The organism is Streptomyces solitudinis, from assembly GCF_036323765.1.
In the GTDB taxonomy this organism is placed as follows: Bacteria; Actinomycetota; Actinomycetes; order Streptomycetales; family Streptomycetaceae; genus Streptomyces.
In genome coordinates this window covers 242,550-266,715 of record NZ_JAZDCW010000001.1, presented here as the reverse complement: position 1 = coordinate 266,715, position 24,166 = coordinate 242,550, and the positions used below count along the sequence as shown (strand labels likewise).

The 24,166-nt window shown below is 71.0% G+C and carries 16 protein-coding genes and 1 pseudogene; 7 read left to right on the top strand and 10 right to left on the bottom strand.

Annotated features, from left to right (window positions below):
- The first annotated feature begins 183 nt into the window (after positions 1-183).
- From V1J52_RS01035 to V1J52_RS01015, 5 genes and pseudogenes are all read left to right on the top strand, one after another.
- A pseudogene (locus V1J52_RS01035) lies at positions 184-988 on the top strand (transposase family protein).
- Between the two features lie 135 nt (positions 989-1,123).
- A complete protein-coding gene (locus V1J52_RS01030; RefSeq protein ID WP_330137585.1) occupies positions 1,124-2,932 on the top strand; it encodes an ABC transporter ATP-binding protein in 1,809 nt (602 codons plus the stop codon).
- The gene (locus V1J52_RS01025) at positions 2,922-4,751 is read left to right on the top strand and encodes an ABC transporter ATP-binding protein (RefSeq protein ID WP_330137584.1); all 1,830 of its coding nucleotides are present in this window, start codon (positions 2,922-2,924) and stop codon (positions 4,749-4,751) included. Before V1J52_RS01030 ends, V1J52_RS01025 begins: the two co-directional genes overlap by 11 nt.
- Positions 4,738-6,276, top strand: coding sequence for an amino acid adenylation domain-containing protein (locus V1J52_RS01020; protein WP_330137583.1), 1,539 nt, complete (start codon positions 4,738-4,740; stop codon positions 6,274-6,276). The genes V1J52_RS01025 and V1J52_RS01020 overlap by 14 nt, the downstream gene beginning before the upstream one ends.
- Positions 6,277-6,303: 27 nt before the next feature.
- Positions 6,304-7,650: a condensation domain-containing protein gene (locus V1J52_RS01015; RefSeq protein WP_330137582.1), complete on the top strand. Its 1,347-nt coding sequence runs from the start codon at positions 6,304-6,306 to the stop codon at positions 7,648-7,650.
- Between the two features lie 567 nt (positions 7,651-8,217).
- Here V1J52_RS01015 and V1J52_RS01010 read toward each other — a convergent pair.
- Entirely contained in the window at positions 8,218-11,055 is a 2,838-nt protein-coding gene (locus V1J52_RS01010; protein WP_330137581.1) for an aconitate hydratase, read from the bottom strand.
- Positions 11,056-11,342: 287 nt separating this feature from the next.
- Between V1J52_RS01010 and V1J52_RS01005 the strand changes: the two genes are divergently transcribed.
- Together V1J52_RS01005 and V1J52_RS01000 are read left to right on the top strand one after the other, a co-directional pair.
- Positions 11,343-11,834, top strand: a complete 492-nt coding sequence (locus V1J52_RS01005; protein ID WP_330137580.1) for a DUF3592 domain-containing protein — start codon at positions 11,343-11,345, stop codon at positions 11,832-11,834.
- A 153-nt stretch (positions 11,835-11,987) separates the two neighbouring features.
- The gene (locus tag V1J52_RS01000; RefSeq protein WP_330137579.1) at positions 11,988-13,517 is read left to right on the top strand and encodes a UDP-N-acetylglucosamine 1-carboxyvinyltransferase; all 1,530 of its coding nucleotides are present in this window, start codon (positions 11,988-11,990) and stop codon (positions 13,515-13,517) included.
- A gap of 369 nt (positions 13,518-13,886) precedes the next feature.
- Here V1J52_RS01000 and V1J52_RS00995 read toward each other — a convergent pair whose 3' ends face one another.
- From V1J52_RS00995 to V1J52_RS00955, 9 genes are all read right to left on the bottom strand, one after another.
- Positions 13,887-15,092: an erythromycin esterase family protein gene (locus V1J52_RS00995; protein WP_330137578.1), complete on the bottom strand. Its 1,206-nt coding sequence runs from the start codon at positions 15,090-15,092 to the stop codon at positions 13,887-13,889.
- Positions 15,093-15,167: 75 nt separating this feature from the next.
- Complete coding sequence (locus V1J52_RS00990; RefSeq protein WP_330137577.1) at positions 15,168-16,115, bottom strand: LLM class flavin-dependent oxidoreductase; 948 nt, start codon at positions 16,113-16,115, stop codon at positions 15,168-15,170.
- A gap of 9 nt (positions 16,116-16,124) precedes the next feature.
- Positions 16,125-17,909, bottom strand: coding sequence for an ABC transporter ATP-binding protein (locus V1J52_RS00985; protein ID WP_330137576.1), 1,785 nt, complete (start codon positions 17,907-17,909; stop codon positions 16,125-16,127).
- On the bottom strand, positions 17,906-20,986 hold the full coding sequence (locus V1J52_RS00980) for a lantibiotic dehydratase (protein ID WP_330137575.1): 3,081 nt from the start codon (positions 20,984-20,986) through the stop codon (positions 17,906-17,908). Before V1J52_RS00980 ends, V1J52_RS00985 begins: the two co-directional genes overlap by 4 nt.
- A gap of 5 nt (positions 20,987-20,991) precedes the next feature.
- Complete coding sequence (locus V1J52_RS00975) at positions 20,992-22,329, bottom strand: lanthionine synthetase C family protein (protein ID WP_330137574.1); 1,338 nt, start codon at positions 22,327-22,329, stop codon at positions 20,992-20,994.
- Positions 22,330-22,429: 100 nt separating this feature from the next.
- Positions 22,430-22,618, bottom strand: a complete 189-nt coding sequence (locus V1J52_RS00970) for an FDLD family class I lanthipeptide (RefSeq protein ID WP_330137573.1) — start codon at positions 22,616-22,618, stop codon at positions 22,430-22,432.
- Between the two features lie 123 nt (positions 22,619-22,741).
- A complete protein-coding gene (locus V1J52_RS00965; RefSeq protein ID WP_330137572.1) occupies positions 22,742-23,032 on the bottom strand; it encodes a helix-turn-helix domain-containing protein in 291 nt (96 codons plus the stop codon).
- Positions 23,029-23,643: an ATP-binding cassette domain-containing protein gene (locus tag V1J52_RS00960; protein ID WP_330137571.1), complete on the bottom strand. Its 615-nt coding sequence runs from the start codon at positions 23,641-23,643 to the stop codon at positions 23,029-23,031. The genes V1J52_RS00965 and V1J52_RS00960 overlap by 4 nt, the downstream gene beginning before the upstream one ends.
- Before the next feature lie 243 nt (positions 23,644-23,886).
- Positions 23,887-24,006 (bottom strand): keywimysin-related RiPP, encoded by a 120-nt coding sequence (locus tag V1J52_RS00955; RefSeq protein ID WP_330137570.1) that lies wholly within the window; start codon positions 24,004-24,006, stop codon positions 23,887-23,889.
- Positions 24,007-24,166: the final 160 nt, after the last annotated feature.

Below are 24,166 nucleotides of genomic sequence, written 5' to 3'. Positions count from 1 at the left end.
TGACAAACATTGAGGTTTTCTCAGCGAAATGATCTACGCGAAGCGGGTTGACCTGTGCGCCTGCGTCGAGATCGGACATCGGGCCGCCCAGCCGTAAGGAGACGTAGAGCCCCTGGCAGGAACAGGTCTGCCAAGATCAGGTTCCGGAACACCAGAGGCTCCACGTGGGTCACCTGCGTCGCCATGCTCGCTGTCCCGCGCCAGGTGGTGGAGTACCTGTCACGGCTGCTGGCCGCGCACCGACGCCGGACCGGCTCCCCGAAGGGCACGCGGGTGCTGGGCACCTTCCGCCAGGCGGTGCTGGTCCCGCGCTGGTTCCGCGAGCGCGGTCGCGTGCACTGCCTGGCCCGGGACGCCGGCATCTCGCAGGCCGCCCGGCTGCCGCTGCCTGCACGAAGGCGTCGACACCCTGGCCGCCCAAGCCCCAGACCTGCACGAGGTGCTGGAACACCGCGGAGCGGAAGGGATCACCCACGTGATCCTGGACGGCATCCTGATCGAAACGGACCGCCTCGCCGAGACGGTGCTGAGCGTGAGGGACCAGGAGATCGACGCCTGGTACTCCGGCAAGCACAAGCGCTTCGGGGGGAAACGCGCAGTTCCCCGCCCCTCAGGACGGCACGCCGCTGTGGACGTCCGACGTCGAACCCGGCTCCACCCACGATCTCATCGCTGCCCGCGTCCACGTCCTGCCCGCGCGGTACAAGGCGGCCCGCGATGGTCTGCCCACCCTTGCCGACTCCGGCTGCGAAGGCGCCGGTATCGGGGTCCACGTCCCGGTCAAGAAGCCTGCCGGACAGAGTGCTGATCAGCCGCACACCGACACCCGGAACTACAACGCCTTTCTACTCGGCGCCCGCTCCCGGGGTGAACGAACCGCTGCCGAGCTCAAGGAACGCCGGCGGGCGCTGAGGTACGTCACGCTCAGCCCATCCGTATCGGCGACGTCGCACGCGCCGCTCTTGTACTCAACGGGCAATGGAAATGATCTTCGCTGAGAAAACCTCATTGACCGCTTCCCATCGACGCTGATAAAACACATGCCTGACGAGAGATTTGACTCGCCCGTTGCCGTTTCCCCGAGGACCGGTGGCGCCCACCCCGCTACTGCTGAAGGCAGGTAATGCGAAGCACTGAGCGAGGCGCCCGGACCTCCCCCGTCGTGGTCCTGCTGCGGGCCGCGATCGGTGCCGATGCCCGACGCACCGTCACCCTCGGCGCGGCGGTCGCCACGAGCGGGATCCTGCCGATCCTGATCGCGATCGCCAACGGCCACCTGGTCGGGCTGATCCGGCAGGGACACCAGGGCGTCGCGATCGGCCAGGCCATCTCCGTCACGGCGGTCGCGCTGGCCGCCATGTTCTTATGCCTGCAGCTCGCCGCCCTGGTGATCAACATCCTGGCCGAGAACCTGGGCCGACGGATCGGTGACTCACTGCGCCAGAAGATGATGGGGGCGATGCTGCGGCCGGCCACCGTCGCGCCGCTGGAGGACCGGGAGCTGCTGGACCGGATCGCGGTGGCCCGCGGCATCGGCACCAACCAGGTCGAGGTGCACGTCGCCGTCACCGCCCTGGCGAACCTCTCGGTGACGCGTCTTCAGGCCCTGGCCTGCGGCATCGTACTGCTCTGGTTCGACCCGCTGCTCGGGGCACTGGTGACTCTCGCGTACTTCGCCCTCACTCATGCGCTGGCCGCCGAGTACCGCGACCAGCAGGGCGCCGTCTACACCGAGTCGGAACGGCTGCGCCGGTCCGGCTACATCCGCGATCTCGCGCTGACGGGTGAGGCGGCCAAAGAGATCCGCGTCTTCAACCTGGCCGACTGGCTGGAGCGGCAGTTCGCCTCCGCCTGGCGGCCCGGGGTCGCCGGAGCCCGGCTCAGCCCGGCCATGCTGCGGATCCTCGCCGCCTGCGCCGCCGTGGTCGCCGCGCACACCGTACTCTTCTACCGGCTCACCACGGCCGCCGCCGACGGGTCCATCGGGTTCAGCGGGTTCATCGCCTTCACCACCGCCGCGGCCGGCCTGGTGTCGGTGATCGCGCTCACCATGGACCTGGTCTATCTCCGTGAGGGCGCGCTCGCCATCCCGGCCGCCCTGTCGGTGGTCGCCGAACTGGACGGGCACGCCCCACCGGTCGGGGGCGAGCGCGTAGCGGCTCCGTTGCCGCCGATCGTCTTCGAGAACGTCGGCTTCCGCTATCCCGGCAGTTCCCATTGGGCGCTGCGCGGGCTCGACCTGGAGATCCGCCCGGGTGAGACGCTCGCGGTGGTCGGGTTCAACGGCGCCGGCAAGACCACACTGGTCAAGCTGCTGTGCGGCCTGCAGCGCCCGACCGAGGGGCGGATCACGGTCGGCGGACGCGACCTCGCCGCCCTCGAACCCGTCGCGTGGCAGCGGCACTTCGCGGTGGTGTTCCAGCACTTCAACCGCTACCCGGTCTCCTTCGCAGAGAACATCGCCTTCGGTGCCCCGCAGCAGCCGACCGACCGCGGGCAGATCGAGGAGTCGGCCCGCGCGGCCGGCGCCGAGACGCTGGCGCAACGGCTGCCGCACGGCTTCGACACCGTGCTCTCCCGCCGCTACCCGGACGGTGACGACTTGTCCGGCGGCCAGTGGCAGCGGGTCGCGGTCGCCCGCGCGCTGCACGCGGTGCGGGCCGGTGCGCCCTGTCTGGTGCTTGACGAGCCCACCTCGGCCCTGGACGCCCGCGCCGAGGCCCGGTTCTACGACGAGGTGATGGAGCGCAGCGGCGCCTCCATGACCCTGCTGATCTCGCACCGCTTCGCGACCGTGCGGCACGCGGACCGGATCATCACCCTGGACGGCGGCCGGATCACCGAGGACGGCAGTCACGACGAACTCATGCGTCAGGAAGGGGTCTACGCCCAGATGTTCACTCTGCAGGCGAAGCGGTTCCATGTCGGCTGAGCCGCTGCCGGGCACCGCCGGGACCGGGGGCGAGCTGTCCGACATGCGTGGCCTGCGCACCGTGCTGCGGCTCTCCTTCGTCGCCGACCGCCGCCACGCGATCGCCACCTTGCTGATGTTCGCCCTGCGCCCGCTCGGTCAGGTCCTGGCCGTGGTCTGGCTGGGCCTGCTGGTGGACGCCGCGGGCCGCGGCGACACCTCCTCCGCATGGGGGTACGCCCTCGCCAGCGCCCTGACCATGGGGCTGACGGTGCTGGTCATGCGGCTTTCGCTCAACGTCAGCGCCCTGATGATCGAGAACACCGCACACCACGTGGATCTGCGCATGCAGTCGCTGGCGAACCGGATCCCGGGGCTGAGCCACTACGAGAACCCGGCCTATCTGGACCGGCTGGAGCACCTGCGCCAGGAACGCCAGCACCTGGCCGAAGGCGCGGACGTGGTCGGCTTGGAGGTCGGGGTCCTGGTCCGGACCCTCGCCACCGTGGTGCTGCTGGCCCTGATCAGCCCGTGGCTGCTTCTCCTGCCGTTCGCGACGCTGCTCTCGCTCGCCGCCGGACGGCACGCCGAACGGCTGCGCCAGACCGCGCTGACCGAGGCGGCGGCCGACCTGCGCCGTACCCGCGACCTGTTCCAGCTGGCCAGCTCCCCCGACGCCGCAATGGAGCTGCGGGTCTTCGGTCTCGCCGCGACCATCGAGGCACGGCACGCCGACAGCACCGAGCGGGCCCGGGCCACGCTCGCCGCGGCGAACTGGCGGGGACTGTGGCTGACGACGCTCGGCTGGGTGGTGTTCAGCGCGGGATACCTGACCGCGCTGCTGCTCGTGGTGCGCGCGTACCAGGGCGGCACGGCGAGCGTCGGACAGGTGGTGCTGGCACTGCTGCTGATCACCGGGATGAACCTGCAGATCGACTTGCTGGTGCGGTTCACCAAGGCGCTGCTGCGGATGGCCCGGGCGGGCGCGCTGTACGACTGGCTGGAGCGCTTCAGCGCGGCCGAGCGGGACGCCGGCACCGGGACGCGACCGCCGGAGCGGCTCACCGACGGCATCGCGCTGCGCGGCGTCACCTTCCGCTATCCGGGCACGTCCGGCACCCCCGTGCTGGACGCGGTGGACCTGCGGTTGCCCGCCGGCACCGTGGTCGCGCTCGTCGGCGAGAACGGCGCGGGCAAGTCCACGCTGGTCAAGCTGCTCGCCGGGTTCTACCGGCCGACCTCCGGCGAGCTCCTGGCCGATGACGTCGATCTGACGGCTGTAGCTCCGGAGGCCTGGCGGGCGCGCGTCACCGCCGCCTTCCAGGACTTCGCCCGCCTGGAGTTCACCCTGCGCGACGTGGTCGGCGTCGGCGACCTGTCACGTGCGGACGATCCCGACGCGCTGATCGGGGCGCTGGACAAGGCCGCCGCTGGTGACCTGGCGGAACATCTGCCGCTCGGCCTGGACACTCCGCTGGGGTCCTCTTTCCCGGACGGCGTCAAGCTCTCCGGCGGCCAGTGGCAGAAGACCGCGCTGGCCCGCTCGGCGATGCGGGAGACCCCGCTGCTGCTGCTCTTCGACGAACCCACCTCGGCGATCGACGCGGCCGCCGAGCAAGAGCTGCTCGACCGCTACTTGCTGGCGGCGCGCACTCTCACCCGGTCCACTGGCGCCGTCGCGGTGATCGTGACGCACCGGCTGTCCACGCTGAACCACGCCGACCTCGTCGTCTTCCTCAAGCACGGCAAGGTGCACGAGTTCGGCCCCCACCAGGAGCTGCTCGCCAATGGTGACGACTACGCCCGCCTCTTCGAACTACAGCGCCGTGCTTACCGGTAGCGCGGGCGCTCCCGCGTCCGTCGGAAACCACTCGACGAGTACCGGCCAACTGGTCCTCGCCGGTCTGGACGCCGCGCCGCAGTCCGTCGCCGTCATCGACGGCCAACGGATACTGACAGCACGTCAGCTGAAGCAGGGCACCGAGCGGTGGGCGGCGCTGCTGACCGCACATGGGGTCGGTGTCGGCCACCGCGTGGCCGTGCTCATGGAGCGTTCGGCCGCCCACATCGCCGCGGCCCTGGGCATCATCAGCGTCGGCGCCGCCTACCAGCCCAGCGACCCGCAGCTGCCCGCACCGCGGATCAGAGGGCTGCTGGCGCAGAGCCGGCCGGCCCTGCTGATCACCGACTCCGCCTCCGCTCAGATCGGACCGGCCGGGCTGCCCGTCGTCACGCCCGCCGACACGGACCGCTGGACCGAGCCCGCCCCGGCCGTACGGCCCGGTCCTGGCGGCGGCGACACCGTCTACGTGATGCACACCTCGGGGACCACCGGGAGGCCCAAGGGCGTGGTCGTACCGCATCGCGCACTGGTCAACCGTTTCCGCTGGGGTCAGGGCGTATACCCGCTCGGCCGCGGCGACCGGGTGCTCTGGCACGCCAACGTGGGCTTCGACTTCTCCGTCTGGGAGATGCTCGCGCCGCTCGCCTTCGGCGCGACCGTCGTCGTCGGCGACCCCAAGGAGGCAGGCGACCCGGATGCGCTGGCTGCCTGCCTGGCACGCGACGCAATCACCGCGGTGCACTTCGTGCCGCGGATGCTCGGCCTCGTCACCGGGCGCCTGTCCACTGCCCAGGCCGCCCAGCTGCGGTACGTGTTCTGCGGTGGCGCCACGATGAGCGCCGCCGCCCGCGACGCGTGGCTGACCGCGTACCCGTGGACCCGGCTCTTCAATCAGTACGGACCGACCGAGACATGCATCGACTCGACCACATTCCTGTGCAACGGCTCCGAGCACAGCGGTGAGGTGCCGATCGGCACACCGGTCGACGGCACGCACGTCAGGGTGGCGGACCACTCGCTGCTGCCTGTCGCTCCAGGCGAGACAGGCGAGCTGCTGATCGGCGGGGCCGGCCTGGCCGACGGCTACCTCCACCAGCCGGAGCGTACAGCCGAACGGTTCGTCACCGACCCGTACGGCGAGCGTCTCTACCGCACCGGCGACCTGGCCCGGCTGGACCCCGACGGGCGGCTGTTCCACCTGGGCCGTCTCGACCGGCAGATCCAGATCAACGGCGTGCGCGCCGAACTGGGCGAGATCGAACACGAGCTGCTTCAGCACCCGGACATCCAGGAAGTACACGTGGCGGCGCTGACCCGAGGCCCGGACACCGTCGGCACACTCGCGTACGTGGTCACGAACGCCGAGCTCACGGCCACCGCAATCCGCCGCCACGCGGCCGGCCTGCTGCCCCGCCCCCTCGTCCCCACCCGGATCGTACGGCTGGACTCCCCGCTCCCCCGCACCCACAAGGGCGAGGTGGACGTGCAGGCGCTGCGCGCGGCCCACGCCCTCGGGCTCTGAACCACTGGACCTGGAAAGGCAACCCCCGTGACCGAGCAGCAGTCTCCCGCCCTCTCCACCGCGCGGGTCTTTGCCGCCAACGCCTCACAGCACCGCCTCGTGGTCCACCCGCGCCGGCCGGCCGCTGACGGCATGTTCAACGTGCTGACCCGACTGCAGCTGACCGGCCCGCTGGACACCGGCCGGCTGGAGCGCGCGCTGCGTCAGCTCGCCGTCCGTCACGCGGTGCTGCGCAGCACCTTCGCGCTCCACGGCGACCAGACCGTACAGATCACGCACGCCGAACCCCACCCCGACCTCTTCCGGCTGATCGACCAGCACAGCCTCCCGGCGGGCACGGCCGACGAGAGCCCGGTCGACGCCCTGGCCGTCCGGCTCCAGAGCACCCCTCTCTCGCTGGACCACGGCCCGGTCTTCCAGTGCACCCTGGTGCGCGTGACCGAGGATGCGCACGAGCTCTTCCTGGTGGTGGACCACGTCGTGATCGACGAGCGGTCCAAGGCGATCCTCATCAAGGACCTGCAGGCGTACTACACCGACCCCGACGCGGAGCTGGACCCGGCGCCCCAGCTCCACGAGGTCCCCCCTCGGGAGGAGGTGTCAGCGGAGGACCTCGACTACTGGACCCAGCGCCTCACTCCGCTGTCCCCGCGCCCGCTACCGGACGTCTCCCCCCAGCAGGATCCCGACGCCTTCACCGCTGGCGTGGTGCACTTCACTCTGACCGCCGACACCACGGCCGCGCTCGACCGCACCGCCGCCGCGCACCGGGCCACCCCGTTCTCGGTGATGCTCGCGGTCTACTACGCCGTGCTGTGGGACTGGACGGGCACAGCCAACACCACCATGTTCGTGCCCACCGACTCCCGCAGCGAGGAACAGCACTTCGACACCGTCGGCTTCTTCCAGACCGCCACCTTCATGCGCTACGAGGTACGTCCCGACGAGTCGTTCGCCACCCTGCTGGACGGCGTCAAGCGTATGGCCACTGCCGCCCATGCCCGCCGCCACGTCCCGATGCTGCAGATCCTGGACGCCCTGGGCCTCGAGTACGGCGACCTGCGCCACCCGGTCTACCAGACAGGGTTCTCCTACTCGTCCAACGACATCGACAACGGCTGGCAGCTGGACGGCATCCAGGTCGAGAACGTGCTGAGCTACCCCACCGTGGCCCAGATCGAGCTGCTGTTCGAGGTCATGCGCTCCCATGGCATGTACCGCTGCGAGGTCGTCCACGCCCTCGGCGCGGTCGACCACCAGGCCGCCGAGGACTTCGCCCGCCGCTTCCAGTCCGCCCTCGCCGCCGCCACCGAGGACCCGACCCGCACCGTCTCCGCCCTGACGGGCCGCATCGGCGAGGCCCTCTCAAGCTGAGCGGGGCCGGGGACTGGCGCGGTGGCTGGTGCTCCGTTCCCAGTCCCCGCCGCTTCAAACCGGGCATGCGTTCCACAGCGGGAGAAGCCGCGTCCGAAGCGTTGCCCCTTGCTTCCCTGCCCGCACGAACGCCGCTCCACATCCTCCTTGTCGAGCCTGCGCTGCACTTGCGCGGCAGTGCCGGTTCCCGCAGCGGCTCGTAGGCGGCATCGCGCGCGCTGACGATCAGCTGTTCACGCTCGGCGACAGCCAGGGTCACCGGCGGGAAAGGTCGTCGAATGGCACCGCATGACGACCCCGATCGAAGGGAGCCCTGACCGGCGGACGCGGCTCACCGCATGGGAAGCCACGCCCACCGGTGCCCCTTGTCGGTGTTGCTGATGCAGCCCGCGGAAGTGTCCGTCGAACCAGCGTCGGCGGGACACGTACCGGCCACCACTCGATCAGCATGAAACAGCGAGCCCCCCGCCAGGCCGGAGCCTGACGGGGCGCTTGTGCGAGACTCTAGTGTGACCGCCGGTAGCAGCGAGTCAGCGACCAGATCCTCTGGTATCCGAGCCGGTCAGTTCAAGAACCGACAAGCTGGCGAAGCACGTACTGCATGATGCCGCCGTTGCGGTAGTAGTCCGCCTCGCCCGGGGTGTCGATGCGCACGGGGGCGTCGAACTCCACGCCGGTGTCGGTGGACACCTTGACGGTGCTCGGGACGCCGCCGTCGTTGAGCGCGGTGATACCGGTGACGGAGAAGGTCTCCTCACCGGTCAGGCCCAGCGACTCGGCCGACTCGCCCTCGGGGAACTGGAGCGGCAGGACGCCCATCCCGATGAGGTTCGAGCGGTGGATGCGCTCGTAGGACTCGGCGATGACGGCCCGCACGCCCAGCAGCGCGGTGCCCTTGGCCGCCCAGTCGCGGGAGGAGCCGGAGCCGTACTCCTTGCCTGCCAGGACGACCAGCGGGATGCCCGCCTCCTGGTAGTTGCGGGAGGCGTCGTAGATGAACGACACCGGCGCGTCGGGCTGCGTGAAGTCGCGGGTGTAGCCGCCCTCGGTCCCGGGCGCGATCTGGTTGCGCAGCCGGATGTTGGCGAAGGTGCCGCGGATCATGACCTCGTGGTTGCCGCGGCGGGAACCGTAGCTGTTGAAGTCGCGGCGGGCCACACCGTGTTCGGTGAGGTACTGGCCGGCGGGGGTGTCGGCCTTGATCGCACCGGCCGGGGAGATGTGGTCGGTGGTGACCGAGTCGCCCAGCTTGGCGAGCACCCGGGCGCCGGAGACGTCCTGCACCGGGTCCGGGTCCGTCCCCATGCCCTCGAAGTACGGGGGCTTGCGGACGTAGGTGGACTCCGGGTCCCACTCGAAGGTGTCGCCGGTGGGGATGGCCAGCGACTGCCACTGGGAGTCCCCCGCGAAGACGTCCGCGTAGCTGCGGCCGAACATCTCCTGGCCGATCGCGGAGGCGACGACCTCCTCGACCTCGGCCTCGGTGGGCCACAGGTCGCGCAGGTACACCGGGTTGCCCTCGGCGTCCTCGGCCAGCGGCTCGGTGGTGATGTCGACGTCCATGGAACCGGCGATCGCGTAGGCCACGACCAGCGGCGGGGACGCCAGGTAGTTCATCTTGACGTCGGGGTTGATGCGGCCCTCGAAGTTCCGGTTGCCGGAGAGGACGGAGACCACGGCCAGGTCGTTGTCGTTGACGGCCTGGGAGACCTCCTCCAGCAGCGGGCCGGAGTTGCCGATGCAGGTGGTGCAGCCGTACCCGACGAGGTTGAAGCCCATCTTGTCCAGGTAGGGGGTGAGCCCGGCCCGGTCGTAGTAGTCCATGACGACCTTGGACCCGGGGGCCAGCGTCGTCTTGACCCACGGCTTGCGGGTCAGGCCGCGCTCGACGGCCTTCTTCGCCACCAGGGCGGCACCCACCATGACCGAGGGGTTCGAGGTGTTGGTGCAGGAGGTGATCGCGGCGACGGTGACGGCGCCGTGGTCGATCTCGTAGCTGACGCCGTCGGCCCCGGTGACCCGCGTCGGACGGCTGGGGCGGCCCGAGGTGCCGGAGTCGGGGGCGTGCTCGGGGGCGCCGCCGCCGTTGCCGCCGTTGCCGTACGCCGGGGCGTCACTGGCGGGGAAGGACTCCGCGCCCGCCTCGTCCACCGCGGAGACGACGCCGTGCGGCGTGTCCTGCTGCGGCACGCCCGGCTTGCGGTCCTCACCGCCGGTGACGTCCTGGGTGACGTAGTTGCGCAGGTCGTTGCGGAACTGCTGCTTGGCGTCGGACAGGGCGATGCGGTCCTGCGGACGCTTGGGCCCGGCGATGGACGGCACGACGGTGGCGAGGTCCAGCTCCAGGTGCTCGGAGAAGTCCGGCTCGGCGGCCGGGTCCAGCCACAGGCCCTGCTCCTTGGCGTACGCCTCGACCAGGGCGAGCTGCTGCTCGTCGCGGCCGGTGAGCTTCAGGTAGGTGATCGTCTCGGCGTCGATCGGGAACATGGCCGCGGTGGAGCCGAACTCCGGGGACATGTTGCCGATGGTGGCGCGGTTGGCCAGCGGGACGGAGCTGACGCCCTCGCCGTAGAACTCGACGAACTTGCCGACGACGCCGTGCTCGCGCAGCATCTCGGTGATGGTGAGCACCAGGTCGGTGGCGGTGGTGCCGGCGGGCAGCTCGCCGGTGAGCTTGAAGCCGACCACGCGCGGGATGAGCATGGAGACCGGCTGGCCCAGCATGGCGGCCTCGGCCTCGATGCCGCCGACGCCCCAGCCGAGGACGCCCAGGCCGTTGACCATCGTGGTGTGTGAGTCGGTGCCGACGAGGGTGTCGGGGTAGGCCTGGCCGCCGCGCACCATGACCGAGCGGGCGAGGTGCTCGATGTTCACCTGGTGCACGATGCCCGTGCCGGGCGGGACGACCTTGAACTCGTCGAAGGCGGTCTGGCCCCAGCGCAGGAACTGGTAGCGCTCCTTGTTGCGGCCGTACTCCAGGTCGACGTTCTGGACGAAGGCCTGCGGGGTGCCGAACTTGTCGGCGATCACGGAGTGGTCGATGACCAGCTCGGCCGGGGCGAGGGGGTTGATGCGGGCCGGGTCGCCGCCCAGCTCCTTGACCGCCTCACGCATGGTGGCCAGGTCGACCACGCAGGGCACGCCGGTGAAGTCCTGCATGATCACCCGCGCCGGGGTGAACTGGATCTCCTGGCTGGGCTGCGCCTGGGAGTCCCAGGAAGCGATCGCCCGGATGTGGTCGGCGGTGATGTTCGCGCCGTCCTCGGTGCGCAGCAGGTTCTCCAGCAGCACCTTCAGGCTGTAGGGAAGGCGGGCGGAGCCCTCGACCTTGTCCAGCCTGAAGATCTCGTACGACTCGTCGCCCACCTGCAGCGTGCTGCGAGCGTCGAAGCTGTTCGCCGACACGACAGTCTCCTTCAGTGCATGAATTCGCGCGTTCCGCCGCAATCCTGCCGTCTCCGAACCTTGCTCGATCGCTGAGGTCCACCTAACTTCGGCTACCTCACCGGTCTCGGACCGACGGGACGGCGGCGCGTCTCCAGTCAGATATCTCGATGTCGAGATAACTCTAGTACATCGCCTCTCCCCGGTCATGTCTCACCCGCGCGTTCCGCCGCGTCGGCTCGCCGCGTCCGGCCGTCTTCCCTGGTTGGCCGCCGCCCGCGCGGGGAGGAACGCAGCAGGGAGGGGACATGTTCTTGACGGTGATGAGGCGTTCGGCGTACGGCGTGGCCGGCGCGGTCTTCCTGGTGGTGGGGGTGGCGACCGCGGTGGCCGTGGCGCTGCTCGTGGCGGCGCTCGGGGACGAACCCGCGCCGTTCGACCGCCGGACCGAGGCCGTGGTGACGCAGATCGCCCGGACCCACGGCGGCGGACCGGCCAGGGCCCAAAGGCACGTGCGGGTGGTGTACGACGCCGACGGCAGGCGGGTCACCGCCAGGCTCCGGGGCGGGCACGGCCAGGGGCTGCGCGCCGGGGACCGGGTGGAGGTGTTCTACCGTTCCGGCGAACCCGATCGCGTCGCCACCAGGGCGTACGCCGAGAAGGGACCGGTTGGGGCCGGGACCACGATCGTGGTCATCGTCAGTGTCGCGGCCATGAGCACGGTGTCCCTCCTCGCCTGCCGGGGTCTCCTGGCCGTCGCGGCGGGCAGGCGGCGCTCCCTCCTCCCGGGGCACGGGTAACCAAGGCGGCACGGGGTACCCGGCAGCGCGCGGGGCAACCGCCGCAACGGTGCGCGTCCGGAGCACGGGAGACCGAGGCGGCGCCTCTGCGGCGCTCCGACGAACGGACCGGCCAACGCGCGGCCATCTCATATGTGAGTTAGGCTCGCTCGCATGACCGATGACTACCTCGTCCGGATCGGACGGCTCATCAGGGACGCTCGCCAGCATCGCGGCTGGTCGCAGAGCCAGCTCGCGCAGGCTCTGCACACCAGTCAGAGCGCGGTCAACCGCATTGAACGAGGCAACCAGAACATCAGCCTTGAGATGATCGCCCGCATCGGAGAGGCGCTGGACAGCGAGATCGTGTCACTGGGCTACTCCGGACCGATGCACCTGCGCGTCGTCGGCGGACGGCCGCTCTCCGGAGCCATCGACGTCAAGACGAGCAAGAACGCGTGCGTGGCACTGCTGTGCGCCTCGCTGCTGAACGCCGGCCGCACCGTCCTGCGCCGGGTCGCCCGGATCGAGGAGGTCTTCCGCCTGCTGGAAGTGCTCGGTTCCGTCGGCGTGCGCACCCGGTGGATCAACGAGGGCGTCGACCTGGAAATCGTGCCGCCCGCCGAGCTGGACCTGGCGGGCATCGACGCGGAGGCCGCCCGCCGCACCCGCTCGATCATCATGTTCCTCGGCCCGCTGCTCCACCGCGTCGACCGGTTCAAGATCCCCTACGCGGGAGGCTGCGACCTCGGCACGCGGACCGTGGAACCGCACATGCAGGTCCTGCGCCGCTTCGGGCTGGCCGTCACCGCCACCGACGGCGTCTACCACGCGGTGGTGGACCGCTCGGTCACCCCGGACCGCCCGATCACCCTCACCGAGCGCGGCGACACGGTGACGGAGAACGCGCTGCTGGCCGCCGCCCGGCACGACGGCGTCACCGTCATCCGCAACGCCTCGTCCAACTACATGGTCCAGGACCTGTGCTTCTTCCTGGAGCACCTGGGCGTACAGGTGGAGGGTGTGGGCACCACCACGCTCACGGTCCACGGCGTCCCCGACATCGACGTGGACGTGGACTACTCCCCCTCCGAGGACCCGGTGGAGGCGATGAGCCTGCTGACCGCCGCCGTCGTCACCGGCTCCGAGCTGACCGTGCGCCGGGCCCCCGCCGAGTTCCTCGACGTGGAACTGGCCGTCCTGGAGGAGATGGGCCTGGACCACGACCGGGGAACCGAGTACGCGGCGGACAACGGCCGCACCCGGCTGGTGGACCTCACCGTCCGGCCCTCCAAGCTGGAGGCGCCCATCGACAAGATCCACCCCATGCCGTTCCCCGGCCTGAACATCGACAACGTGCCGTTCTTCGCGGCGATCGCCGCCAGCGCCCACGGCTCGACCCTCATCCACGACTGGGTCTACGACAACCGGGCCATCTACCTCACCGACCTCAACCGCCTCGGCGGACGGCTCCAGCTCCTGGACCCGCACCGGGTCCTGGTCGAAGGCCCCACCCGCTGGCGCGCCGCCGAGATGATGTGCCCGCCCGCCCTGCGGCCCGCCGTCGTCGTGCTGCTGGCCATGATGGCCGCCGAGGGCACGTCCGTGCTGCGCAACGTCTACGTCATCAACCGCGGCTACGAGGACCTGGCCACCCGCCTGAACTCGGTGGGCGCCCAGATCGAGACGTTCCGCGACATCTGAGCATCACTGGGAACGACGCCGCCGCTCCCCTCCTGACCTGCCCGTACGCGAGTCTAGGAGGGGGGTTCTTGCCGGCTGTGGGATTTCTCAGAAGCTTTTGGACCGGACCGGGAGACCGTCGGTCCTCAGGGCTGGGGGGAACCGACGGTACGTCGCCATGCGCGCCGCAGGGCCAGCTGCCCATGGAGGTGAACCGCTGAGCCACACTTGCTCAGCAGTCCAGGGCGGCGGTGGAAGTGCTACAGGAGTCCGCCCAGGTCCGAGCGGACTTCACCGCGAAGGTGGCCGACATCTCGGGCGGGGGCCGAGCCGATGTCGAAGCTGACGCTGAACTCCCTGCTGGGAAGTGGCCGTAAACAGGTCTCGCCCTCATTCCTCAGCCTGCGGCAGCGGGTGGGAGCAGGTCGAGCGGGCGACGAAGGCGATGCCGTCGTAGTCCTTCGCCGGTACGAGTGGCGCGGTGTGGAAGCGGTAGGAGAACCGCGGCACATTGGCGCCGAAGCTGCGCTGCGCCTGCGGCGCGTGCAGCCAGGGGGCGGTGTGGCGCAGGCCGATGTAGTAGTCGCCCTTCAGGGCGTCCGCGAGCCGTGCCTCGATGGACCGGGTTCCGGTGCCGATGCGGTGCCGTACGGGAGGGGCCTGAAGGTCGCCGCCCCTGCGGGCGAGGAAGGAGCCCTTGCCGAAGAGCAGGGCCAGGGCGTAGTAGCGGTCACCGTAACGCTCGCGGAGCCTGCTGCCGAGCGCGGTGACCCGGTCCCCGTACGTGCCCTTCGCGAGGTGGCCGTTGTGCGCCCAGACCATGACCCGGGCCGTCGGGTCGTCGTCCACGAGGCGGGCGACGGCGTCGGCCATGGCACGGTCGCGGACGGCGAAGGCGCTCTCCTCACCCGCGGACTGGTCGAGGGAGCGGGTCACGAGGTCGGCGGCGCGGACCAGGATCCGAGCGTGCTCGACGACGTCGTCGTTGGCGTCGGCGTGGTCGGCGAGGTGGCGGGCGACCTCCTCGGCGAGTTGCCGGAGCGCCTGTCCGGGGTCGGGGCGCGAGCCGGGGCGGGCGTGGACCAGGACCTCCAGGGCACGGGCGTCCTCCTCCCGTTCGGGCGCGCACGCGCGCAGGAAAGCCGTGACGGCCTCGACCGAGTCGGCGCCGCGCTGCGGGTCGACGCCGGCGAAGCGGACCCGGCGCTCCTCGGGGAGGTCCCGGTTGTACGCGCGGAGCCACTCGACAAGGTCGACCATCTCCTGGGTCCGCCAGGTCCAGAAGCCGAGCTGGGCAACGCGCCGGGCGGGGTCGCCGACGCCGTGCCGGACGTATGCGTCCACGGCCCGGGCGGCGGACTCGCTGGCTTCCATGGCGAGGGTGGTGAACCCCTCCTCGCGTACCAAGAACTCCACGATCCGGTGCTTCAGCCGGAAGAACTCGGCGGTGCCGTGGGTGGATTCGCCGAGACCGACGATACGGGCGCCGCGCAGCTCTACCCCCAGCGGCTTCAGGTCGTCGGTGGGTGCGCCTGGGGTCAGCGTGTCCAGGGGGCGGGCGTGTTCGGCCAGCCAGCGGGCGATGTCGTCGGGCACCGGGGTGCCTCTCCTCCCTGCGTGCGGCGGAGCGTGGCCCTGCGGTCCGCCCGTGTCGCCGCACCCGATCGTGTGTCAGTTCTCCGCTTCGCGGCACGCCGTCAGGATGTCCCGGAGGTCTCGTACGGCGTCCTCTCGGCCGTGGTCGGCATACACGCCCGCAACGTTGACGACAACTTCGTCCACGCCCGCACGGCCGTATTCGGCCAGTCCGGCTGCGATGTCCTGGGGTGTGCCGTGCAGGAAGACGCCGGCGTCGACGAGGGCGCGGGCGCCGAGGTTCGGGCGACTGTGGTGCACACGCAGCCCGGCGCGGCGGAGCATGTCGGAGTAGTGGGGTCCGGCGAGGTGGGCGCGGGCCGCAGTGTAGGCGAGCCGGTACGGGTTGCGGTGCGGGCGGTTGACAGCGGCGTGCACGACGGTGACCACGCGGGGCACGGCACGGCCCGCCTCTGCGGCGCCCTTGGCCATGGCTGGCAACAGGGTGTCCTGGACGTAACCGTGCGGGGTCATCCAGCTGATCGCGGCGTCCGCGGTCTGACCGGCGGCGCGCGCGAGCGCCGGTCGCAGCACGCCGAGCCCGGTCTCGACGCCCGGGTGCGTCAGCGCGGGCAGCCGGACGGCACCGTCGTCGTCCTCGGGCCCGAGGAGTCGGCGCACCTCCCGGAGGTAGGCGAGGCAGGTGTCGCGCGGGCTGTCATACGGCTTGCCGTGCAGGCCGGCGACGAAGTCGGGGGTGGCCGGACCGAGTCCGAGGACCGTGGGGTGGCCGGTGAGCAACGCGAGGGAGCGGGACTGGATCGCGGCCTCCATGGGGTGCCTCAGCGGCATCAGGACGACACTGGTGCCCACCGGGACGCGGTATCCCCGGCCGGCCAGATAGGCGAAGACCTGCTGGGTGTCCGCGCTCAGCGACTGGCCCTGCCAGAGGCGGGCGGCCCCGCCGTCGCGGACGAGCGCGGCGAAGGGGATGAGGGACTCGGGGTCCGTCGGCATGAGGGGGTACAGGACGGATACGCGCATCGTTCGGCCTCAGGAGGACGCGGTTTCGGTCAGATAGCCCGAAGCCTGGATTCGGAAGAGGCGGGCGTAGACGCCGTCGGCCCGCAGGAGGTCCCGGTGGACGCCGTGCTCGCTGACCCTGCCGTTCTCCAGGACGACTATCCGGTCCGCTATCCGGACCGTGGAGAAGCGGTGGGCGATGACTAGGGAGGTGGCGCCGCGGGCGACCTCCTTGAGCCGGGAGAAGATCTCCGCCTCGGCCTCGGCGTCGATCGCCGCGGTGGGTTCGTCAAGGACGACGACGGGGGCGCGCCGCATGAAGGCACGGCTGAGGGCGATCTTCTGCCACTGGCCGCCGGAGAGCTGGTGTCCGTCCTCGAAGTGCCGACCGAGAACGGTGTCGTGGCCCTGTGGCAGTGACTCCACGACCGACGAGGCGCCACCCGCGCGGGCCGCCTCGTCGACGCGTGCGGTGTCCTCCCGAGCCTCGACACGGCCGAAGCCGATGTTGTCGCGGACGGGCAGCTCGTAGCGGATGAAGTCCTGGAAGATGACGCCCATGTGGCGTTGCAGGTCGTCGAGGTCGTACTCCTCGATGGGCACGTCGTCGACGAGGATCTGCCCGCCCGTCGGCTCGTAGAGGCGGGTGAGGAGCTTGACGAGGGTGGTCTTGCCCGCGCCGTTCTGTCCTACTAGGGCGACGCACTCGCCCGCCGGGAGGGTGAAGCTGACGCCGTCGAGGACGACACGGCCGGTGCCGGGGTAGACGAAACGCACGTCCCGGAACTCGATGCCCTTGCGGAGCTTCTCCGGGAAGGGCCGGGTACCGCCCTTCAGCCGGCGTTCGGGCAGGGCGAAGAAGGCGAAGAGGTTGCCGAGGAAGAGGCTGTCCTTGTAGAGGGCGGCGATGCCGAGCAGCATGCCGTGCGCGGAGACCTGGATCGAGCCGACCGCCTGAAGGTAGCCCGCGAGCTGGCCGACCTGGCCGGCCTCGGTGGTGGAGTGGATGGCCCAGAGCACGGCACCGGACGAGGCGGCGACGCTCACCAGGCCGAGAAGGCCGCCGAGGAGGGACTGCCGGCGTGCGAGGCGCCGGTCCACGTCGAAGAAGGTCCGCACGAGCCGGGTGTACCGCTCCAGGAGGTGCGGCCCGAGCTGGAACAGCCGCACCTCCTTGTACGTGTGATCGGTGGTAGTGAGGTGTTGGTAGTAGTACAGGCGACGGCGGTCGGGGGCCCGTTCGTACTCGATCTCGTACGCCTTGTGGCTGAAGAACATGTACGAGATCACCGACGGTACGGGCGAGAGCAGGATCACCAGGGCGATCCAGGGGCTCCAGGAGAAGAGCACGACGCTGACGGTCGCCAGCGTGACCAACTCCCGGGCGACCTCGAGGAGCTGGGTGAACACCTGGTAGACACGGCCGCCGTTGCTCTCCTGGAAGGCACGCTGCATCGTGTCGTAGATCTCGGCGTTCTCATACTGCTCCAGGTCGAGCCGGGTGCCCTTGCGCATCACCCACTCGCCCACGCGGGCGGTGAGCTCCAGGCGCAGCAAAGTGTCGAGGTACTGGAGGAACGTGCCGAGGACGTGGTTGACCAGGCTCACGCCCAGCAGCGCGCCGCCAGCAAGCAGGGCGGTGCGTCCGGCGTCCGGGTCACCGGTGACGGCGTCGGCGACGCCCTGCACAACGACGGCGACGAGGCCGATCTGAGCGGCCGGGATCAGGGCGAGCAGGACGGAGACGACCGTGAAGGCAGTCACCCGCAGCGGGCTGAGCCGCCAGAACAGTCCGCTGACACGCAGCCAGATCATCGGCGCTCCTCTCCCGGTCCCGCCGCACCCCGCAGGGCGCCGGCGGCTGCCTCGCGGCCGCGGACCGCGCGCCGGACGTGGGCCCACAGAGCGTGGCTGCGGGCCTCCCGATCGAGGTTGATGGGGAGCAGGCGGTTGATCTGCATGTGGGCGAGACTGGCGAGGACCTCGTCCTCGGATCCGACCAGCGCACCTGCCCGGGCGGCCGCCCGCACCGCCTCCGCGGTCTGCGCCACGGCGGGCGCCTGTGCCTCGAAGGTCTCCTGGAGCAGCAGGCGGTGGGCCCGGCCCTCTTCGTGCGGGTCACGGGCCCAGGGGCTGAGGAGTTCGCACAGGTAGTCGCGATGGGCGCGGAACAGCGCGCGGGTGTCGCGGACATGTGCCTCGTTCGGGCCTGCGCTGTGTTCCGCGTACGGAGTCAGGTCGACGCCCCACTGGACGTGGAGGGTGTCGAGGGCGGCGACGGCGAGGAACTCGGGCCTGATGTCGAGGCGGCGGGACAGCAGCAGGGCGGTGGCCTCACTGTTGGCGCGGAAGAGCCGCTCGACCGCGTCGAAGACGTCCGGGCCACCGTAGCGGGCAATCTCCGGCGCGTACCCAACGAGTTCGATGTCGCGGGCGAGCCCGAGGCCGACGAGGCTCCGGCCCCACGCGGTGACCCGGGTGAGAATCCGGGCCGGTTCGGTGCCGCGCACCCGCAGGCGCAGGTGCGGGAAGGGGTCGGCGTACCGGATGTAGAACCAGCGGTCCAGCAGGTCTTCCGCCGCCATTTCGGCGACGAGATCGAGGAGCAGGCCCGCGATGATCTCGTCCTGCCGCTCGGGCGCCGCGTAGACCTTGAGGAAGGTCCAGGCGCCACCGGGGGCGTGGCGCTCCACCGGTACCTCCCGGCGGTGCCGCGGCACGGGCGCGCGGGTCGCGCGCACGGCTTCGCGGGCGACAACGGGCACGACGACCTCGGCGGCGTAGCGCTCGCCCGCCTCGTCCTGGAGCCACATGCCGTCGAAGGAGGGCAGCATTTCGTGCAGGACGACGTCGGCCCGCTTGGCCAGTTCGGTGCGGATTTCCTCGCGACACGCGGGGTGGTCGAGGTCGAGGAGCAGCCGCTGGTCGGCCTCGACGAGGTAGACGTGCCGGGGCACCCGCCACCGGGCCCGCCAGCCGTCGAGGTCGTCGGCGGCATCGGCGGCGAGCCGCCACTGGGCGGGCCTCAGGACGATCTTGGACCGGCTGACGCGGGGCAGGAACGGGGCCGCCTCCGCCGGTCCCCAGTGGAAGCCAGTCGGCAGGACGTGGCCGTCTTGGGACGCCTCGATAAGGAAGCGGGCGACGTTCGGCGCGAGGGTCGGGCTGAGCATGTGGTGCTGCGCCACGACGATCTCCCGGTCGAGCCGGCGCGACCACAGGTGGAAACGGTCCCCATGGACGCCCACCAGAACGTCATCCAGCGGCACAACCTGGTTCGGGCCCACCGACGGGGCGGTGTTGACCGGGATCTCGTAGGGCCGAACGGCGGGGCGGAGTGTCACGTTGGCGGCACGGCCGTAGGACGGCAGGAAGGCGAGTTCCGCGTACGCGACGTCGGGGAAGAGGGTCTCCTCGCGCCGCGCGTACGCCCGGAGCCGTTCCACGGCGTCCACGCCGAGCAGGTCGCCGAAGCGACCGAAGGTGCGTCCGCCGTAGGTGAGGCTGTCGTGGCGCAGGACCGCCCGCCACTCCCCCCGGTCCAGAGCCTGCCGGTCAGCGGCCTGGATCTGGAGGTACGCCTCCATCGCGGGTGGCGGGTCCGGTACGGGGCCGGGCGGGGCGAGCCGGTCCAACCAGGCGTCGGTCAGCTCGACCTCGTCGGCGCGGTCCCACCACGCCTGCTGGGCGAACTCGACGAGCGCGCCGTCCAGGCGGGCCGTGTCGTCGGGCGGGGCGGTGGGCAGCTCGATGGAGCGCGGCGGGTTGGTGTACGTCGGTGGTGCGTCGAGTCCGGTGTCGGGGCTGAGCAGACTGAGGACGGGGACACGGGTCCCGGCGCCGTACCGCTCGGTGAACTCCTCCCGGTAGCGCGTCAGGTGGTCGCGCCTGCCGTGGGCCGCGCTGAGCCGCACCAGGACGCCGACGGCTTCGGCGGCGACCTGCCCGACTGAGGCGTCGAGGACTGGCTCGCGCAGGTCGAGGAGGGTGTCTGCCTGATAGCTCCGTCCGGTGTGATCCGGCACGAGCTCGCTCTGCGCGGCCGCAAGCGCGCGCAGCGAGGCGGTGTCGTGGACCCGGTCGACGAGGTCAGCGACGGTCCGGAGCCGTCCGGCGGCGGGTGCGGCGGCGGGAACGCCGATTAGCTTCTTCAGAACGTGGTGTTCAGGGCGTCCGGCGGTCTGCGGCGGTCGCAGGTCGCCGATCAGGAAGCCGAGGTCCCAGAGCTGCCGGACCAGTCCCGCGACGGTCTCGGCGGGCACGTTTGGGAAGGCGGCGGCGAGTTCGGCGGTGATCCGCTCGTACGGGACGGACACGGCGGCCGTCCGCATGACGAGGTCGACGGCGGGGGTGGCCCTGATGCGGACGGTTCGCTCGTCGTGCCGGCCGTACTTGTCGGCCTGCGGCAGGACGACGCGGTCGCCCGCGCGGGCGGCCGTCGGGTTGAGGACGAGGTGGAGTTGGCGCAGCAGGTCCGGATCCTCCTCCAGCTTCTCAATGAGCGCCAGGAGCCAGCCCATGTCGGCCCGGACACGCAGTCGGTGGTCCTCGGGCCGGCCGAGGCGGGCTGTGGTGGCAGCGCCGAACTCACCCATCGCAACGCCGGAGAAGGCACCGAAAGGGGTGGGCCGGGTCGCCATGCGGGTCAGGTAGCGCAGCAGCCCGGAACGCAGGCGGCGGAGGCGCTTCTTCGTGAGGTCGTCCAGGCGATCGAGGCTGTCGGTGAGGTCCTCGCTGGCGACGAGCAGCGCGCGGGTGACATCGGGCCGGCGTGCCAGGTCGATGAGGGCCTGCGGGGTGCGGGCGGGGTCCTCGGTGAGTTCGAGGAAGGTGCGGGCGGGCAGGACCGGGGAGCGCAGCAGGAAGAACCCGGCGGGCTCGTAGGACGGCATGGGCATCACCGGGCGAGGAAGGCGCGGAACCAGGCGGGCCGCTGGTCGCCGAGGGCGGCGAGCAGGGTGAGGGCGACTCCGGTGGCACCGGTGAGGAGCCCTGGGTCATCGACGGGGGCGCCGGGATCCTCCAGGTCGGCGAAGCCGAGCGGGCGGGCTGGTTCGTGGTTGTCGAGCAGCTCCCCGACGAGGGCCGGGAGCCGATCGCGGGCGGCGGCGCTGTGGGGCGCGAACTCCAAGGTCAGCATGACGAGTCCGGCGAGCCCGTGGCAGAGCGTAGGCGAGAGCGGGCGGAGGTTCCCGGCGCGGGCGAGGGCACCCTCGAAGGCGGTGACGGCGGCGGCACGGAGTTCCTCGTCGGCGGTGGCCTCGGCGATGGTCAGCAGGGCACCGGCGACGCCGACGGTGCCGTAGCACCAGGCGATCCGGTCGTGCCCGCACCCGGCGGCGGCCTCGTGACCGTGCTCGTCAACGGGAACGCCCTCGCCCCAGAACGGACCGTACGCGTCGGCACCGGCCCGGTCACGGATCCAGCAGGTGAGGTGGGCGACGGCCTCCCGGTGGCCGGGCCTGCGGTGGCCTGCCTCCCAGGCAGCGGCGAGGGCGGCGGCCACACCCGGAGCGCCGTGCGAGAGGCCGAGGTTGAGGTATCCGTGCGGGTACTTGGCGTGGTAATCGCCGACGGGCGGGTAGTGCGCCGGAGTGATGAGCCAGCGGTGCGGAGTGTCCTCGGTCTCGGCGGGTCCGGCGAGCCAGACGAGATGGTCCACGAGCACGGCGACGGCCTCGCCGACGCGCGCGGAGGGCACGGGGACGGCGCAGAGGTGGGCAAGGGTACCGGCAGCACCGGTGACCAGGTCGTAATCGAGGTCACTGACGGCCCGCTCGACCCGGTGCGGAGCCGCGGCGAGGACCTGCTCGGCGAGCTGCTCGTTCAGCCGGTCGAGGCTGAGGACGAAGCGAGGCTCGTCCCGGGTGACGTCGGCGAGGGCGAGGGCGAGGCCGCTGGTGCCAGCGAACAGGCCGTGGTGCTCGAGGGGTTCGACCTGGGTGGACAGGACCGCCTCGCGTATGTGGGCGTACGCCGTGTCCGGATCGCCGAGCCCGGCGCGAGCGGCGTACAGGTGGAGGAGCGCCGAACCGGCCAGACCGTGGGTAAGACTGGGCGGGTACCAGGCGCCGGAGGTGTCGCTCTGTTCGGCGGCGCGGAGCGCGAGGTCGTCGAGCTGGGCGGGGGTCGTGGTCGCGGCCACGACCTGGCTGATCGCCGCCCGCGCGCGCCGCACGAGTGCGGGATCTGCCGTGCCGGCCCAGGTGTCGGTACCGTGATGGGCGAGGTGCATGTCAGTCCAGTCCTGTCTGTTCGGCGTGCTGCTCGCGCTGCTCTGACGGGTGCTGCCGTGTCTCCACCACGGCAGCACCCGTCAGACGTTCAGCCCGTGCCTACTTGGGGCCCACGCAGAGAATCGTGCACATCGAGGTGCAGGCGCACGTCTTGGTGACGTTGCAGCCGACACGGGTGCAGACGGTGCGGGTGGCGATCGTCGAGATCGACGGCGGGGGCGCCTGCTCACCGGCGGGGCCGGCGGCGGGGGCGGAGATACGGGCGTCCAGGTCGAATGCGTCCGACACGGCTCTTCCTCTCGGAGTTCCCATCCCGGCGGCGGAATCCGCCGGGGACACCGGTGTCCTCCCGGCGCCGGGTAAAGACTGCAGAATCGCAGTCGTCGCTTCCATTGGCCGTGGCGACAGTATTCACGCCGACCGGGGAATACCTTCCGTTGCGAAGGCGTAGGAGGCGAGGCACACGGCAAGGCGGGAGTGAAGTTCCAGTTTCTCCATGACAGCGGCGACATGCGCGCGCACGGTTCTCTCGGTGACGTGCAGGCGCTGCGCCATCGACTCGTTCGACAGTCCCTCGGCGAGCAGCAGAAAGGTCTCCTGCTCCCGCGGGGTGAGCCGGCCGACGCGTTCCAGCGCGGGTCTCCAGTGCGGGCCGTCCGGCGCGCGGGCGGGTGCGGGATGGGGTGTGCCGGTCTCGCTCACGGCGCTGCGACGCTCCTGTCTGGTGCGGCCCCGCTCAGCGGCCGCGTGAGATGGTCGGTGGTCAGCCTGCGGTAGAACGGTTCCTCGGTGAGCAGCTGTTCATGGGTGCCCACGGCGCTGACCCGGCCGTGGGCCAGGACGACGATCCGGTCGGCGGCGCATACGGTCGGCATTCGGTGGGCCACGATGAGCAGCGCGCGTTCCCGGGGAATCTTTCGGAGCATGTCGGTGAGGTCGCGTCGTTGGGCCGGGTCCAGCCGCGGGGTCGGTTCGTCGAGCAGCACGAGTTTGCGCCGGAGAAGCAGCGCACAGACGATGTCGACACGTTGGCGCTCGCCACCGGATAGGTGGGACCCGCGGTCGCCGATGAGTTTTTCGAGATCCTTCGGAAGGCGTTCGACGAGTTCCGCCACATTGACGACCCGATGCGTTTCGCGGATTCCCTCCTCGCCGGCTTCCTGGTTCGCGTATGTGGGATCGTCGCGCGGTGTTCCGTGGAGCAGCGGCGCGTGCTGCTCCACCAGTCCGACACGGGCGCGGGGGACGGATCTGCGGAAGTTCTCGCCGTCGTAGAGGACGTGTCCGCCGTCAGGCGCGGCGATCTCGCACACCCCGGCGAGGTGCGCCCCGAGGAGTCGGCGGCGCCGACCGGGGCGTACCCGAAGAGCGCCACGAAGAGCTCGTGGCTGTTGCGTGCGTGGACGGATCCCGCCCACTCGCCCACGACGAACGGGTCTTTGGACGGGTGCGTGAGAATCCGAGCCGGGCGTACCTCCATGCGGGAGGCCACAGCGAGGGCGGCCTCACACGACGGAAACAGCGCGAACCAACCCTCACCGCGGCCTGCCATCCGCCTACCAGCCCAGAGGCAGGCGGACCTCGGGCTCGTGCGGCCCGCGCTTCAGGAAGCCGGTATCCCCGCGCGGGCCGCTGGCCTTGGAAAGCGCCGGAACCTCGTAGACCTTCTTGGCCATGGTTCTGATGCCCTCCCTCGCTGGGTTCCTGGCGAGACGGCCCCGTTCCCGGAACGCGGTGGCCGCCCACGAGGATCCTCGGCCGCGGGCCTGCGGCAGCTCAAGCTGCGACCGGTGCCCAACACGCTCCGTGGACCACCTCCTCGGGGTGGTCCGATCT

Coding starts and splice junctions, on each gene's coding strand:
- V1J52_RS01025 (WP_330137584.1), top strand. CDS start 2,922: ATGTCGGCTGAGCCGCTGCCGGGCACCGCCGGGACCGGGGGCGAGCTG.
- V1J52_RS01005 (WP_330137580.1), top strand. CDS start 11,343: ATGTTCTTGACGGTGATGAGGCGTTCGGCGTACGGCGTGGCCGGCGCG.
- V1J52_RS00985 (WP_330137576.1), bottom strand. CDS start 17,909: ATGATCTGGCTGCGTGTCAGCGGACTGTTCTGGCGGCTCAGCCCGCTG.
- V1J52_RS01030 (WP_330137585.1), top strand. CDS start 1,124: ATGCGAAGCACTGAGCGAGGCGCCCGGACCTCCCCCGTCGTGGTCCTG.
- V1J52_RS00980 (WP_330137575.1), bottom strand. CDS start 20,986: ATGCCGTCCTACGAGCCCGCCGGGTTCTTCCTGCTGCGCTCCCCGGTC.
- V1J52_RS00955 (WP_330137570.1), bottom strand. CDS start 24,006: ATGGCCAAGAAGGTCTACGAGGTTCCGGCGCTTTCCAAGGCCAGCGGC.
- V1J52_RS00975 (WP_330137574.1), bottom strand. CDS start 22,329: ATGCACCTCGCCCATCACGGTACCGACACCTGGGCCGGCACGGCAGAT.
- V1J52_RS00990 (WP_330137577.1), bottom strand. CDS start 16,115: ATGCGCGTATCCGTCCTGTACCCCCTCATGCCGACGGACCCCGAGTCC.
- V1J52_RS01000 (WP_330137579.1), top strand. CDS start 11,988: ATGACCGATGACTACCTCGTCCGGATCGGACGGCTCATCAGGGACGCT.